The following is a 13,580-nucleotide window of genomic DNA, read 5'->3' as shown; positions in this document are numbered from 1 at the left end:
AAGAAGTAATGGAGGATCATGTGCATATATTTCTTTCGGTCCCCCCATGCTATAGTCCTGCCCAGGTAGCGCAGAGGTTGAAAAGTATTTCGGCCCGCAAAGTTTTCCAGGAGTTTCCCGAGGTGAAGCAGCAATTGTGGGGTGGGGAATTGTGGAACGATGGTTATTTTGTCCGAAGTGTAGGGGACCAAGTAACGGCAGAGGTGATTCGTCGGTATATCACGCATCAACATGATCCCAAACAACTGAAATTAGATTTCTAAATCTTAAATGCCTCCCAGCTTGCTGGGGGGTTCTTTACTCTTTCTGATTGGCTATCCATCGTAAAATGACTTGAGAACCTAAAATTTCGCCAATGATAAATCCACCAATCCCTCCAACGATAAGCAGCATAATTCTTACCCACTCAGGGGCAGAGGCAAAGAAAATTTGAAAAATTTGCATGGTAGCCACGATCATCGCTATCCAAATAAAAAGTGAAGTCGTTATAAACAAAAAATATTTTGAGCCGGGCAAATAAAGTATCTGTTTACAGTGTCGGCACCTTACAAAACTCTCTGGTGAGGCCATCATCTGAAAAACCAGAAAATTACCGAAGGGGCTACCACAAGATGGGCAAAACGCTTTCCTTAAAGGCGACTTCATTGTTTGCTATCTCCCGCCCCTTCTTCAATTCCCATTACATATTGTTGAGAGAGGTTAGGGTGTCAAAAGAAAAACATGTTGTAGAATAACAGGCCGGCCTTTTAGTCAATACAATCATGGTGTTTGAACGATTTATGGGGAATATGGAATTCCTGCATAGGTTTCACTGCGGAAGTTCTGATTTCCCAGAAAAAATGCTGTGACCGACAGACATTCCATACCGAACGGCAAATAGCCGGCATAACCGAGGATCGGCATTTCCCCCATCGGGAGTGCGTGGACGTAGGGAATTGAATATTCCCAATGGACCAGGCTGTGGGCATTCCACAATTCCCAAAAGTCTCCACAGACCAGAGCTGCCAGAGCGGAAAGAACCACGGGACTCCAGTTTCCTTTGGTCAATGGGGAGAGTATGGTTGGAACCCTCCGTATTATTTGTATGCCTAACATGATCAGAAGCGGGCTCACCCAGAGAAGAGAAAACAGCAGCGTGGGCCAGATCCCAATCATCAGAAGCCCGAAACAACCAAGGCTGAACATCAGCCATCCGGTGTTCGGGGCATTCACTGAGGAGATGGCCAGCCAATTTTCAAATGGTCCCCTTATCCAGGAAATGGAAGACAGGTATTCATAGGTACCCAGAACGGCGGGTAGAACCGTCGAAAATGAAAGAGTGAACCAGGCATAGGTCAGAGGCGATGAGGTTGATGCCAGGCCCACATAGTGCCAGTTTTGTACATATTGATTAAGGTATTCGAACATCCACCAGAAGCCCGCGCTGAGGAGAAAGAGTTTGAAAAGATAAGCGGGCTGATTGGTGATCATGCACCTGCCGGTTTGAGAAAAGCTTAAGGCGTTGATGACCACGATGTAGCCGAGCCAGAGCAGGGGGAACGTGTAGGGTTGCCATTCTAGGAACCAGGAAAAACGCGTCCAGGAGAGGATTGAAGCGAAAGTCGTCCATACTACGGCCATCCAACCCCACCAGGGAAACCGTTTGCCGGAAGTGGGAGGAAATGTGTTGTGACGCACGCCTGTGCTCAAACGCAAAAGAAAAGGTGTCAGCGTTCCAAGAATGATCAGGGTCGACAGTCCAAATATGGGCCAGGAAAGAGAGGCGTATCCCGGCTGTAGGGGAATGGGTAAAAGAGTCAAATCGTGGGGAAGAGCCTGGCCAGATAAGACCATACCCAGAGGAGGCAGCCCAAGAAGCAAAAAAATAAAGATGGTGCCGTTGATGACCCTTGTGGAAGACATGGGGGTGTAATAAAGATATCTGCGTGTAGCGATTACAAGCACAGATGAAGCCTTGGTTCAGCTTAAACCAGACCGGCCTCCGGAGCCAACGGTAAAGAATCTGAGTCAAGATGGAATAGTCTTGGTTGGACCCGGCTGAATTCTTTTACCGCCTTTCCAGCCCGCACTTCCAGCATGTGGTGAATTCTTTTTGATGCAATTCCCCGCATCCGGAGCAGGTCCATTGTGTTGTTTCAAGAGGTTTAGCCTGCTCCCAGTCTTTGAGTAAAGTCCGGGCGCGTTCAAAGTCCTCGTCTTTCAGCACCCACAATTCGGGGAAAACTTCAACAAATGGGACTTCCCCTCCCAGCATCGCTGAGCGTTGGTTCTTGATCGTGGCCGGTATCCGGGCCTGATCCAACAGTTCCTTTCGGGATTCCACGTCGATGAGGCTTTGCGAGACGTACAGTTTTTTCATGGTTCCATTATATGCCTGGGGTTATCAATAATGAGTGAGTGGGGATTTGCGAGCATTCAAATTTAGGAATTTATTCGTTCTTTGGATGAGGGATAAATTCAAAAAGATAGATTCCACGAAAACCGGCACTAGCAAAGCAAAGGCCTATGGGGATTTCACCCTATGCTATAGGTCCATCCACTCGAATAAGTGCAGTCATTTTTCCATTGGAAAATTCCCACACCCGGATCCCCCATCCCCGGCTCCCAAGACCACCCACAGGCCCGTCGGATCAATGGCACAGCTCGTAACCCAGTTCGTATGGCCCTCCAGCGTCCCTCCTTGGGCCGGATCAGACAGATTCGGCATCGGCCACAGCGACTTGAGATGCGGAAAATCAAATGTTTTTTCAATCCGCTTCGTTTCCTCCTGTAAGAGTGGTTCTCTTGTACCCGGCTTAACAGCGTTGTGTGTACCCCTTCCCAAAATGGTTGTCTAACTAAGAGATGTGCCGATTGCGGAATCAACCGTTGCAGACGTTGGAGACCTTGGTCCTGTTCAGCATCCTGTACGGTGCTCTTGATATCTCCTTCAAAAAGATAAGGAGCTTTTCCAGGCAGGCCTTATCCCGATGGCTATAACTCACAAAGATGAGATCGCGTGTCCCCTGCGGCATAGAAGGTCAGAGAAAAACATTGAAGGGATTGAAACGGTGAACAAGCTGTGGAAGGCAGATTACCGTGAAGGACGAAAATTCACAACATTTAGGAAGAAGTTTGTGAGGGAAAAAGGGAGGCCGATAAATGGCAGTTAGAGTATAGACTCTCCTCCAGTCATACTGCTTTACCTAATGCCCCAACGAATCTGATAAGACAAATCATAACCCCAATCATTGTGTGTCCCTCCCAATACCGATCCGCTGAACGAAATACGATAGAGCCCACTTTCTTGAATGGGAAATGTTATTGTGCCTCTCCCGGATTGAGAAACCATCTTATGGTAGGGCGTGTCCCCAGATGGCACAGTTCCAATTTTATACAGGTTGATGACGAGGGACCCTTTGTGTATCACCGTCTCATACTCAGCGAAAAAATCCTGGCCTTTTACAAAATAAAATGTGTTAAGGCCCCAGGAATAGCCTGATTGAGTATTTGTAAGTCCGTTTCCATTGATGTTACGAGATTCATAGCCCAAGGTCTCCATTATGCCGGTGGCCAACGCCAAAACCATCCCAACTACTAACATGAACAAAACTACAAATCCGCCGAACACGACTTTTCCAGAAATTTGGTTTTGCTTTTCTAGAACAATATTTTCCATATTTATGCCATTTTGAAGTTGGTCTGCCTTTTTCCCATGTCAGATTCCCTGGCTTTTAGGAATTATCGGCCCCATCCCCTACATCCTTAATCTCCACACGGCAATGCCTATGCGGTTCCGGACCAAGGGGGTGGGCGAGGGGACTATCCCGTGATTGCTTGGTTCAGAGCCGAGGGAGGGTCGTGAAGACCAAGAATTTGATGGGTTGGGTTTGAACGGGGCAGGCGACAGCCCTACGATTCTGAATAAAATACGAATGGCACCCCGATAGTCATGACAAAGAGGGCCCACAGGATTTTGAAAATGAAAGGCTTGGGGATACGGTATGGGTGGAGACCTGTGACCTGGACAGGTCCCCTCCACCGAACCAGGCCAGGCCGCTAGCCAAGGAACCCATGATATTGTGCGGGTTCTGTATGTGATGGACTTTCGGATGGGGGCCGTGCATATGGGTGAACAGCATTATGTCACCTATTACCGCAAATCCGGGTAACAGTGTCCGCCGGAACAGGTGAATGAGGTATAAACGTGGCGGGAGTTGTTGCTCTTGCTTATGCACTGTAAAGTTGGAAGAACAACAAAATATTTTGTGTAGATTTCTTCCCGAGCATCAATCATCCCCGTTCGTACCGTGGAACACCATGAGGTCTTTATCAATGTCAAATCCCCACAGGAGGTGGTCCCGAGGTCCCCAGTGTCTATTTCTCTTTATAAGCCAGTCGCAGCAAATCCCGTCCCTATCTTTGTCCTGGATACGTGTATGGACTTAGAGGTGTTACACCTCAATCCCATATTCTTTGATTTTATATTGGAGCGATCTCACACTAATCCCAAGGAGTTTTGCAGCCTGTTCACGATGATGGGTAACTTCCACGAGGGTTCGGCGGATGACTTCCCGTTCAATGTCTTCGAGAGGAGTTCCAAGGGAGATCACCATCCTGCTTCCGGGATTGACACTCGTTCGAATTTCTTCTGGAAGATGATCGGGCTGAATAGCGTGCTCCTTCACCGTCACGACCAGACGTTCAATAACATTCCGGAGTTGACGGATATTACCCGGCCATTGGTACTGAACCAGAAACCTCATGGAGGCGGGAGAGAGGGTTTTAAGGGAAATTCGGTGCTTCCGGGCAAATTCCTTAAGAAAAAAGTCGAGCAGAACGGGAATATCCTCACGACGCTCTCTCAAGGGTGGGAGATGAATCGGCACCACATTGATGCGATAAAAAAGATCTTCGCGGAATTGCCCGGTTTCAACCAACTGCGGCAAATTGCGGTTGGTGGCGGCAATAATCCGGGTATTGACGGTGATCAGGTTTTTCCCTCCCAGTCGCCGGAATTCACCGGTCTCTAAGACCCGGAGAAAATCCACTTGGGCTTTTAAGGGAAGTTCGCCTAACTCATCAAGAAAGAGGGTTCCCTCATCGGCCATCTCAAATCGACCGGGTTTGGTTCCAACCGCCCCGGAAAATGCCCCTTTTTCATATCCAAATAATTCGCTTTCGAAAAGAGACTCTGGAAGGGCACCACAATTCATCGTGATAAATGGGCCATTGGACCGCTGGCTTTGTTGATGAATGGCACGTGCCACCAATTCTTTTCCTGTTCCGCTCTCCCCACCGATTAAAATCGTGACATCATTTTTGGCAACCATTCCAATAACATGGTGTATTCGACGCATTGCTTCACTTTCGCCGATCATCTCCTCGATACGATTTCGTGTCTCGAGTTGGTGACGCAAATCCTGATTTTCGGCGGCAAGCCTGTGACGCTCCAGGGCCTTTTCCACCACAATGGAGAATCGTTCGCGGTCGATAGGCTTGGTGAGAAAATCGTAAGCTCCCAGCCGCATGGCTTCAACGGCCGTTTCGATGGACCCATAGGCGGTGATGACAACAACCTCTGTGGCAGGCCAATGGGATTTTATTTGGGGAACGAGGGCTATGCCCCCGATACCGGGCATTTTTACATCCGTGATGAGAAGGTCACTGGGCGACTCTTTCATGAGGGCCAGCGCGGATTCCGCAGAGTCCGCGGCTCGGGCGAAGTAACCTGCCTTTTCCAATATCGTCACTAATGCATTACGAATATTGATTTCGTCATCGACAACCAGAATGCGAGTTTCTTGTTTCACACATCCTCCACGGGGATGGCTCGGGCATTTACGCATACGGGTAAACTCAATGTGACCGAGGTGCCATTGCCGGGAAGAGCAGTCACGTCAATTCGGCCTCCATGATTTTGTAATATTCGATGTGCCACGGCGAGGCCAAGGCCGGTCCCGGTTTCTTTTGTCGTGTAAAAAGGGTCGAAGATATGGACAAGCGATTGTGGATCAATTCCTTGTCCGGTATCGTGAACCGCAATTTCTACCCAGCGTCGCTCCTGTCGGGCGCGTTCCTGGACGATAATACGGCAGATCCCGCCTACCGACATGGCCTGAAACGCATTAATCACGATATTGATCAGAGCCTGTGCGATCTGTGTTTCATCACCCTGAACATCGGGAAGGTTCGTGGGTACGGAAACCTGAAGCTTCTGATTCCTGTCCTCGGCTTCAAGTTGTAATAACTGCGCGACATGCGACACGAGCGACTGAATGTTGACTTCCTGAAATTTTGAAGGCCGTGATTGGGCATATCGCATAATATTATCCAAAATAGCCGACAGCCGGCTTAATTCGGTGTTCAGTACTTTGAAATAGTCATTGGTCCGACTGGACAAGGCGGTTGTTTCTCGGAGTTCTTCTTCAAGTAAATGAAGATTGAGATCCAGAGCGCTGAGAGGATTGCGAAGTTCATGGGCGACACCGGCTGACAACGTATGCAGTGCAGTCAGCCGTTGGGCTTCATTCACCCGTTTCTCCAGGGCCAGCCACTCGGTCACATCGTGCAGTTGAAAAAGCATCCCTGCTGGTTTTCCATCGTCTCCGGTCAAATTAACATTGCTAATACGGATGGTCCGGACCTCTCCCTTTTTGGAGTCGAAGGTAATCTCCTTGGAACGCATGGATCCGCCATGGTTCAGGATTTGAGCCAGGATCACCTGAATGGGATGCCCTTCCCCAAACACCACACCGTAATGCTTGCCCAAGAGGGAATCCGCCGTGCGCTCGAGAATGGTTTCGGCTGTGGGATTGGCTGCGGTGATAACCCCATCTTCACTAACCGTCAACACACCGGTCGGGATACTTTCCAGGATATGCCGGGCCAACCCCTTGACTTCTTCAAGATTTTCTTTGGTGTTGGCGTAATGCAGGTAGGTCACGACCGCAGTAATGCCTGCCCCTCCGACGAAGAACAGCAGAAGAGTGATGGTAATCAAATTCCGACGGGAATCCCCGACTGCGGCACTCAATGCAGAGGATCCCTCCCGGCCTTCCGTCAGGCTCTCTATGAGGCTTTGATGGTCCAGACTGAACACCAGCAATATGCCAACTACCATGGCCAGAATCAGAAGAGTAGCCAGGATCTGGCGAATGAAAACATGTTGGAAAAACGGTGTCTCTGGTCCAGGACGAAACATCTTTACTTTCTTCTTTTAAAGAGTCCTTCAAGAAACCCCTTTGAAATCCCTATCTATTTCCTCACTAACACCATAGGCCAAGGAAGAGGAGAGGCGCAATGTGAGGCTTTGTGGCCAGGGACGTGTGAATCGGCGGGTCGTTTCGAATCCATATCGGGAAACGTAAGCCTTGTTCCCGAATCGGTTTATGCACGACCCCAAAAGCATCGCGCGCATTTTCCTACCCTTACCTTTGGTTGGTCGCGGCGATGTCGCCTTCGTCGAATATGGTTGCTGGGTCCCATGCGAAACTTGCTCATGACGGCTTTGGCCATAAGGTTATCCGGGTAGATGTTCAGGATGCGTTCACATTCTTCCCTGGCCTTTTCATACCTTCGATTGGCCAAGAGGAGAAACACGAGAAAATAACGATATTGGATCACCGTACAATTTCTGTTGATCACTCTACGAAGCATCGCTTCCTGGCTATTGACCCAGGCTGCATACAAGGGATTCATGTTAAAAGGTGAGAGCATGGTCTTTCCCTTTCTGAGATAAACCAGATCCTTCCCGGACCATGAAGAAGTCGCTTCATAGTGTATGTGGGATTCCTGTTCATTCCTGCTTGTTGCATATAGGTCTCATGAGTCAGGCTTTTGGGTGAGAAATTTCATCACCCGGGTCACCAGCTGATGAAGGTCACAGGTCTTGTTGAGCACCAGGGATGCACCGGCCTTCATAGCCTGTCTATGTAAGGCGTCATCCTCATCGCTGGTCATCATGATGACCAGAGGAGAGTCGCCTGAGTTCTGCCGTTCGGTCAACTGCTTGAGGAATTCCATTCCATCCATCAACGGCATGTGGTAATCCGTGAGAATGAGGTCGAAATGCTCATCCTTGAGTTGTTCAAGAGCCGAAGCGCCGTCCACAGCCTGACGGCATTCGCATCCTTCTGCCCGCAGGGCCCGGCAAATCGACTGCCGGATGGAAAAGGTATCATCAACCACTAGCACATGTTTGGCGGAATAATACACTGCCAAAATTTTCAACCTTCCTTGCCGTCATCCCTTCCTTGAGGGATGACTCATGAACAAGTGTTTAAAGAGCTTGTGATGATTCCACAGTTAGGGCTTCCGGCTGAGGTGTTTGGAGAAACGAGGGCGAGTGGAACCGGATTTGATGACCTGCACCTCCACCTCGTCGTTTTTCAGAAATTCCAGGGCCATAAATCCCGCATGGCTGTCGGCAAAGATCGTATCGGGGCCTGACCCGACAGGTGTGAGTTTGCGACCGGAGCCTCCGCCGCTTACCAACAATAATCCGGCAAAGGTATTCCCGTCTAAAATTTGCAGGCTGTGGTCGTGTCCCGATGCGTACACCAGCGGAGGATAGTGGGAAAAGACGCTTTTTAACTCTTCCACCATGTTCTCATAGTTGTCCCCGCCGAGATCCTGATTGCCGGGGAACAGCCATTTTGTGAAGGCCTTGAGAGGATGAGGGGCAAACCCTCCATGGGGACCATGGGACGCAAGCGGGTGATGGCCCATCACTATCACAGGCCGGCGTTCTGCCTGGGACAAGAGGCGGGTGAGTTCAGCCTGGATCGAGGGGTGGTCGGAAATAGCACATCCGGGATTGTGTTTGTTGTCATTGTCTTCCAACCACCATTCCGTATCGAGAAAAATGAGGCGAACGGGGGCGATATCCAGACTGTCCGGGCCGGGGCATCCCGGTTGTGGCAGGACCTGGCCCGCTCCTCCCAAAAAGTGCTGAATGAAGGCGGTCAGGTCCCGCAGGCGGTCGAAGCCGTTCGCCGAGCCTTTGGCCCAATCATGGTTTCCGGGAATAAAGATCGCGTGTGCCCGACTGTGTTTGATCATGGTTAGTTGACGCATCAGGCGTCGTTCGGCCTCTGGCCGATTCGGGTCTGTCGGTGGTGGCAGCCCCCGGTCATAAATGGTATCCCCGAGGAAAATCAACACGGTCGTCACTTGGGACAATTCGGTCCAAGCCGAGAGCGTGCGTAGTACCGCTTCCTGCGGTTCGGGATCGCCTGTGTCTCCAATGAGCGCGAGGCGAAGGACGACCGGCTGATTGGTATCGGGCGATACAAAGGCTGATGATAACGGGAGTTCAGGAAGGGGCTGAAAGCAAGCGGTCAGTCCAATGCCGTAGAGGGCGAGAAAGGCAAGGCCAGTCACGAAGAACCGGGAATAATGCAGGAGTTGAGTGCGTGTGGTAAACAAGAGATTCCAATTCGAAAATTTTTGCCGGTTGTAGAAAAATTATCGTTGAGAAAAACCTTTTGAATTGATCACCTGTGATTGTATGTTCGGAGAGGAGGCCCTCTACCGATCGAAAGCACAGACCATCAGGCTCATCGTTCCGGTTGTTGCGTCGAACAATTTCTCGCATCCTCTCTTATGGTCCTCATTGACGTTCCCCTAAAGCGTTCTTGACCGTTTCGAGCATTATCCAAAGCAACGGACGTGCCAAATGGCATAGTGAAGGGTAGAGCGTTGTCCGATTAAGCGGGAATGCATTTTTCCGCCTGTTGAACGGATTGAATGCTTTCCTCAGGGGACACTATTGAAAGGATTCATGCAAAATTTGCATGAGACGATGTGGCTTGTGAGGAGAAATTTTAATAAAAACCATGCATTTCCATAAAAATCTGCCAAGTTAGGCTGACAGTTAAACATGCAAAATCTGCATCTTCTCTAGGGAGGTTCTCCATAAACGAACTCTAATTACCTTCCCTTTCCCTCGTATCGCCTTCTTGGGAGTGACGGTCACAGTCTTATATTGAAATGTAGAGTCATGAGTAGGGGTAGTGATCGCTTCCCGTTGGGAAAGGGTGGCCGGGCTATCGGAGGTAAATGAGAGCATGACCATCCGCACAGGTTGTTTTGTCGTACCCGCCTCAAAATCTTTCGCAGATCAGGTTGCCGAATTATCTCCGCAAGAATCTGCAAGCTTTGCAGATTGGGAAATACAAATATTGATATTTTGAGAATATCCCAATTGAACACACTCCTCTTAATATGAGGATTTTTGGCTGAAGTGTTGAAGGAAATTAGTGTGATCGCCGTAAAAATTTTGAAGGTATGCCTTTTGCACTTCTTTGCCTTTTACAACACGTTTTTCGACAAGACAGAAAATGCCAAATATTTACATATACAGAAGAGTCAGTGGGAGGGATGATCAATGAATCTTCAATCAGCCACAACGGAACAACGGATTATCGATGTGGGGCCTGCCGGATATTTTGTTCCTTCGGCGATGGAAATGGGCGTGACTCATCCGGATTCCGGGAAAGGCCTCCTCTATGGAGTATCGGCGCCTGAAGACACTGTGATAGAGGAAGCAGCCCGCCAACTCCTGACCCGAAAAAATCCGACTATTTTCCCCGGTCCGCTCTATCTTTGGGCTTGGGATAAGGAATGGATGACCAAAGGACAATCGCTGCTTCGCCTTGCGGCGGAAATTCCAGGCATCATGATTATTCCCATGCCAGACTATCGTCCGAAGTATCCCAAGGTGGACCCGCAAGAGGCCATTAATCCAAATCACCCCAACCTGACAATCTGTGGGAATAAAATTGAGGTAGCCTTATTCATTGGCATTCATTGTCATTATGCCAATCTGGCGCTTCGAATGGTACGGATGGGGACCAACTGCCTCACGGTCGCGTTTTGCCACGATATCCACGAAGACGCCATGTTGAGCGTTCAAGATTTGGATGTGCCGAAGTTCTCACACATGATCAGCATTTTCAGAAAAGTCCGGAAAGAATTGGGTATCAAATTGCCTGCCGATGGAAAAACCATTTCTTTGACCGGAACTCAAAGCCGCGCCAACCAAGGGAAAAAATGCTTGTCACCGCTCGCGTGTCTCACGGAGGCCGGCGCAGGACAGGTCTGATCAAACTCCGATGGAAAACCGAAAAAGCAGCATTCCAAACGAAAAATCTCCCGAAAAGGAACCATCTCACATTGTTCCAGGAAGGAGGGAAATGAGGAATCCTTGCCTCTGCGTGCCCCTGCCGCGAGGGAAGTCGGCTATGTTGACCTTCAACCGTAAGACGCGTTCATTCGTGACGAACCAGGAAGGATTCTTTCGGATTTTTTTGAAAAGAGGTGTTATGGATTTTGAAGGACATCGTCGTTGCCAAAATGACGGGGATGAGTTTCTGGCCGCGTTGTACGATTGGCTGTTTCTACGCGGCTATCGTGTCATGTGGAAATGGGGCGGACTTCCTGAAGACGGGCACAATCCCCGTCGTTTCTCGAATTAGGCATTTCTTATGTCACCCTTCACCAAATGGCTTCCCAGCCAACAAGAATGTGGCTCTGACCTGATCGTGCAACTGGCTGGAGGGTCCCTCCAAGGGCTTGAAAAAGCCCGAAAAACCATTGAACGGGGACTAGCCCATTTTGGACTTGAAATTGGTGTGCAAGCAGGGGGTGGAGATTTTATAAATCTCCCGGCCGTTCGTCTCAGAATTTCAAATACCCCAATGGCATCCATGGGTCACGGGTGTGATGTGCTGGCCTATTTGGGACCGAGGTTGCCCGAGGGGAATCCGTTCGGGCTTCAAGCCCAAAGCGTACTGTTGAATGAAATCCAGGGGGAGGAAGATGCGATGGGTGTGGGATTTCCTGACGAAGTCATTCGGTACCATGTGCCTTTTTCGGAATTGAACCGCAAATGCGGGTCTATACGGGGCAAGGGGCTGATTGCGGCCGGCGTGCTCACCAAACTTCTGGAGATTCCCCAAGAAACGATGAGGCCGTGGGTCAGACCGGTCAAAGGGGGTCGGCATTTTGATGCAGGGTTTGATTTTGCGACGAAATATCTTCCTAAAAAAGATGTTTATGGACTTCCTGTTCCTGACACCGGGACTACCCGTCTCCTGTTAAATGTCGATCAAGCATTGGTGCTGGGCCTGGGAATCGAAAGTTGTCGTTGCGATGCGGCTTGCATGAAGGAGTTACATCAAGGAGCGGGGGAAGACTGGGTAATGTCCCATGCGCGAGCGGCCTGGCAGGTGGTGATCCCGGTCAGGCAACCCGACGACCCTTCATGTGTATCGAGATTGCAAGGACTTCACCGTCATGTGACGGGAGTGTTGGGCATTCCCGATCCGACAAGCCTGGTCGGAAAGAAGTCCAAAAACCATGGGCTTATCCTGGTTCCGGCTGATGTCTTGGATGTGTTCCGACTCACGAGTCTGTCCCGGTTCCTTCCGACAACATCCAACTCGGTTCATCAGATTGTGATAGACCCCGGTCTCTTCAACCGTTCTCAAACGGTGTCATCGAAGCATGTTGCCGAGTGTATTCGTGAGACGTGTGATGCCAACCGCAAGGCGTCTCTCCGGGCGAGCGTCTTGACAAAGGGGCTGCGTGCCCAACGAGAAGGAGAGATGGCGGCCGATGTAGGCTTTGTGGCTTGGGGGTCAACACAGGGCGCCGTGCGTGAAGCAATCGGGCTGTGCCGAAAATTTGGGATGAATGTCGCCGCGTTATATCCGAAAGTTCTCTGGCCCCTCCCGACCGACGAATTAAAGACATTTGCAACCACAGTCAAGCAACTGGTGGTGGTCGAGCCCAATCGAATGGGGAGCCTGACTCGCCTGATTCAATCCGCGACCGCTCTCCGCCCATTGCAGATTGTTCCGGAAATAGGGCAGCAACTCAATCTTATGGATATTTTTCTCAAGGAAGGGTTTCAGGGACATTTTGCCTGAGCCAAAAGATTACATTATGACAAGAAAGGAGCATTGCGCGACATGGAAACGTTTGAAATGAAACTCGGCCCGGAAGGGTTCCTCCCTCCCTCCGTTTCAACCTTAGGGGTCATCGGTCCCTCGCCGGGACAGGGGCTTGTTCTGGGAAAGCGCGTCCACATGGATCAAGCGATTGAAGAAGCAGCCCGCCGATTGCTCCAGGCCAAAAACCCGACCATTTTCCCGGGGCCGCTCGTCTTATGGGCGTGGAGCGAACAAGCTAAGCAGGAAGCCAAGGCGGTGAAGGCCCTGGCGGAAGCCGTGCCGGCAAAACTGATTCCGATGGCCGATTACCGGCCGAAATATCCGAAAATATATCCCGAGCGTGAAATTAATCCAAATCATCCCAATCTCACCATTTGGCAAAACAATATCGATGTCTGCCTATTTGTGGGTGTCCATTGTCATCAATCGAATATTGCCCTCAAAATCATCCGAGGGGGAAGCAGTTGTTTTACCATTGCGTTGTGCACCTTTAGCGGAGACGACGAAGCCCATTTGACCATCCGTGACCTGACGGCCGAGAAGGTCTGGAAAATAGTTGAGGCGGTAAAACGACTCCAATCTTTATCCTGAAAATTTCCTCAAAAATTTTGGTCTCTTGTTGGAATAGGCAACCTGCCTTTA

The 13,580-nt window shown here is 49.9% G+C and carries 14 protein-coding genes; 5 read left to right on the top strand and 9 right to left on the bottom strand.

Annotated elements, in window-relative coordinates; translation table 11 throughout:
* Window positions 1–263 (top strand): IS200/IS605 family transposase (gene tnpA, locus ACTRXD_RS06470; RefSeq protein ID WP_442431015.1); only part of this gene is annotated, 263 nt, incomplete at its 5' end.
* 34 nt (window positions 264–297) lie between these two features.
* Here tnpA and ACTRXD_RS06465 read toward each other — a convergent pair.
* The 9 genes from ACTRXD_RS06465 to ACTRXD_RS06425 all read right to left on the bottom strand — a co-directional run bounded on the left by ACTRXD_RS06465 (window position 298) and on the right by ACTRXD_RS06425 (window position 9,408).
* A complete protein-coding gene (locus ACTRXD_RS06465; RefSeq protein WP_442431014.1) occupies window positions 298–453 on the bottom strand; it encodes a hypothetical protein in 156 nt (51 codons plus the stop codon).
* 324 nt (window positions 454–777) lie between these two features.
* Window positions 778–1,902, bottom strand: coding sequence for a hypothetical protein (locus tag ACTRXD_RS06460; protein ID WP_442431013.1), 1,125 nt, complete (start codon window positions 1,900–1,902; stop codon window positions 778–780).
* Between the two features lie 145 nt (window positions 1,903–2,047).
* Window positions 2,048–2,359: a putative signal transducing protein gene (locus tag ACTRXD_RS06455; protein ID WP_442431012.1), complete on the bottom strand. Its 312-nt coding sequence runs from the start codon at window positions 2,357–2,359 to the stop codon at window positions 2,048–2,050.
* A gap of 822 nt (window positions 2,360–3,181) precedes the next feature.
* Complete coding sequence (locus ACTRXD_RS06450; RefSeq protein WP_442431011.1) at window positions 3,182–3,658, bottom strand: hypothetical protein; 477 nt, start codon at window positions 3,656–3,658, stop codon at window positions 3,182–3,184.
* A 775-nt stretch (window positions 3,659–4,433) separates the two neighbouring features.
* Window positions 4,434–5,792 carry a sigma-54-dependent transcriptional regulator gene (locus ACTRXD_RS06445; RefSeq protein WP_442431010.1) on the bottom strand — a complete coding sequence of 453 codons (1,359 nt, stop codon included), beginning with the start codon at window positions 5,790–5,792 and terminating at the stop codon, window positions 4,434–4,436.
* Window positions 5,789–7,183: a two-component system sensor histidine kinase NtrB gene (locus ACTRXD_RS06440; RefSeq protein WP_442431009.1), complete on the bottom strand. Its 1,395-nt coding sequence runs from the start codon at window positions 7,181–7,183 to the stop codon at window positions 5,789–5,791. The genes ACTRXD_RS06445 and ACTRXD_RS06440 overlap by 4 nt, the downstream gene beginning before the upstream one ends.
* A gap of 185 nt (window positions 7,184–7,368) precedes the next feature.
* Entirely contained in the window at window positions 7,369–7,698 is a 330-nt protein-coding gene (locus ACTRXD_RS06435) for a tetratricopeptide repeat protein (protein WP_442431008.1), read from the bottom strand.
* Window positions 7,699–7,803: 105 nt separating this feature from the next.
* Window positions 7,804–8,211, bottom strand: coding sequence for a response regulator (locus tag ACTRXD_RS06430; RefSeq protein ID WP_442431007.1), 408 nt, complete (start codon window positions 8,209–8,211; stop codon window positions 7,804–7,806).
* A 75-nt stretch (window positions 8,212–8,286) separates the two neighbouring features.
* Window positions 8,287–9,408: a metallophosphoesterase gene (locus ACTRXD_RS06425; RefSeq protein ID WP_442431006.1), complete on the bottom strand. Its 1,122-nt coding sequence runs from the start codon at window positions 9,406–9,408 to the stop codon at window positions 8,287–8,289.
* Between the two features lie 961 nt (window positions 9,409–10,369).
* On the opposite strand from ACTRXD_RS06425, the gene ACTRXD_RS06420 reads away from it, so the two are divergent.
* The 4 genes from ACTRXD_RS06420 (at window position 10,370) to ACTRXD_RS06405 (ending at window position 13,529) form a co-directional block, all read left to right on the top strand.
* On the top strand, window positions 10,370–11,086 hold the full coding sequence (locus tag ACTRXD_RS06420) for a carbon monoxide dehydrogenase beta subunit family protein (RefSeq protein ID WP_442431005.1): 717 nt from the start codon (window positions 10,370–10,372) through the stop codon (window positions 11,084–11,086).
* Window positions 11,087–11,306: 220 nt separating this feature from the next.
* On the top strand, window positions 11,307–11,459 hold the full coding sequence (locus tag ACTRXD_RS06415) for a hypothetical protein (protein ID WP_442431004.1): 153 nt from the start codon (window positions 11,307–11,309) through the stop codon (window positions 11,457–11,459).
* A 9-nt stretch (window positions 11,460–11,468) separates the two neighbouring features.
* On the top strand, window positions 11,469–12,914 hold the full coding sequence (locus ACTRXD_RS06410) for a hypothetical protein (RefSeq protein ID WP_442431003.1): 1,446 nt from the start codon (window positions 11,469–11,471) through the stop codon (window positions 12,912–12,914).
* 42 nt (window positions 12,915–12,956) lie between these two features.
* Window positions 12,957–13,529, top strand: coding sequence for a carbon monoxide dehydrogenase beta subunit family protein (locus ACTRXD_RS06405; protein WP_442431002.1), 573 nt, complete (start codon window positions 12,957–12,959; stop codon window positions 13,527–13,529).
* Window positions 13,530–13,580: the final 51 nt, after the last annotated feature.

It is taken from the genome of Nitrospira sp. T9 (genome assembly GCF_052156535.1).
Taxonomy (GTDB): domain Bacteria; phylum Nitrospirota; class Nitrospiria; order Nitrospirales; family UBA8639; genus Nitrospira_E.
The sequence above is the reverse complement of the archived record's forward strand: the minus strand, read 5'-3'. Positions and strand labels throughout refer to the sequence as shown.